This is a genomic window from Vibrio sp. 378, assembly GCF_033339435.1.
Genome location: NZ_JAWOUO010000428.1, coordinates 1 through 768 on the forward strand (window position 1 = coordinate 1; position 768 = coordinate 768).

A 768-nucleotide genomic window follows, 5' to 3' on the forward strand; every position below is an offset into this window, starting at 1 on the left:
TGAGATCGTACGTTAACCAGCGGTATTGGTTATTGCTTGGGTCGGTTTGGTGAATGAAGAAGTAGTTACGTACCGCAGCATCGACTTTGGAATCGAAATTGGCACTGGATGGGACGTCAGCACTGCCGATAGGTTGGTCTGCGCGCTTCGCCGCCGGTTGTTGAACGCCTGCATCACGAACGGTTGCTGGGTAAAGCACTAAGCCACCATCGGCGATCGGGTACACCATGCTGCCCACTTTTTCCTTGGTGGCTTTGAGTTGGTTGCCTTCGCGCGTAAAGAGTCGCTCAGACATCAAACGTTGTTGCTGGTGGTGGGTCATCACAACTTGAACTTGCGACGGGCTCAACTGTTGCCAGAAGCCGCGTTCCACTAATGGGTCTTGACCGTTTGAGTAGCTGTATTTCGTCGTGGCGCTGTGGTCAGGGTTTAAGGTCATTTGCACCTCAAAACCTTGTGATTGCGTTGAGGTGGCTACATAGGTATTTGCCCAGCTAAGCGTTGCATCAACGTTCGCTGCCATGCCACACCCTTGGTAAGTGTTTCCATCGTGTTTGAGTGTTGCTTTCCAGCCATATAAAGAGTCGCTCATGGTGTCTGAACAGAGGTTTTCCGTCATGCGTAGTTCACCATCATCAAGCCTATAAGTGCGTTGGCGCGGCTGCAGTTGACTGCTTTGAATAGACAGCATTTCGGTGGTTTTACCCATCTGTTGGAACTTAAGCGCATTGGCTTCAAAACTGGCTGCCCAAGACGGCTCGTTGCCAA

At 51.2% G+C, this 768-nt stretch carries 1 protein-coding gene; it reads right to left on the reverse strand.

The window, feature by feature from the left end; all coding sequences use genetic code 11:
* On the reverse strand, positions 1–768 hold a 768-nt coding region (locus R7Q48_RS26735), incomplete at both ends, for a COG3650 family protein (RefSeq protein ID WP_411979291.1).